Origin of the sequence: Catenulispora pinisilvae (genome assembly GCF_015356865.1) — a bacterium.
GTDB lineage: Bacteria > Actinomycetota > Actinomycetes > Streptomycetales > Catenulisporaceae > Catenulispora > Catenulispora pinisilvae.
On the sequence record NZ_JAAFZA010000614.1, the window covers coordinates 1 to 400 of the forward strand.

The following is a 400-nucleotide window of genomic DNA, read 5'->3' on the forward strand; positions in this document are numbered from 1 at the left end:
ACCTCCTTCCTCCGGGACACGGCGGCCGATCAGCTCAACAACAAGCGCCAAGACTTCCACGACACCGTCGCCGACCAGTTCAGTACCTTCAGCGACATCCGTGACGCGGCCAGCCTCGTGCGCGATCCCAGCCAGCTGCGGCAGATGGCCAAGCAGCGCGGCATCGACATGATCGCCGACTCCAACCCCGTCGTCGGTGCCCTGCTCAACTCCCGCCGTAGCGGCGAGTCGGACTCCGCCCCGCGCGGTGGGGGCGCCGGCGGCCATCGCACCAGGGGCCGGGGTGAGCACCAGGAGATGGAGCAGCTGGCCGAGAAGCTGGTGGCGCCACTGGCCCGCCTGCTGCGTACCGAGCTGCGCATGGACCGTGAACGGATGGGACGGTTGCGCGATTCAGGAC

General features: G+C 69.0%; 1 pseudogene. It reads left to right on the forward strand.

The annotated features are described in order from the left end of the window. Nucleotides 1-400, forward strand: a pseudogene (locus IZR01_RS49610) (hypothetical protein); the annotation flags it as partial.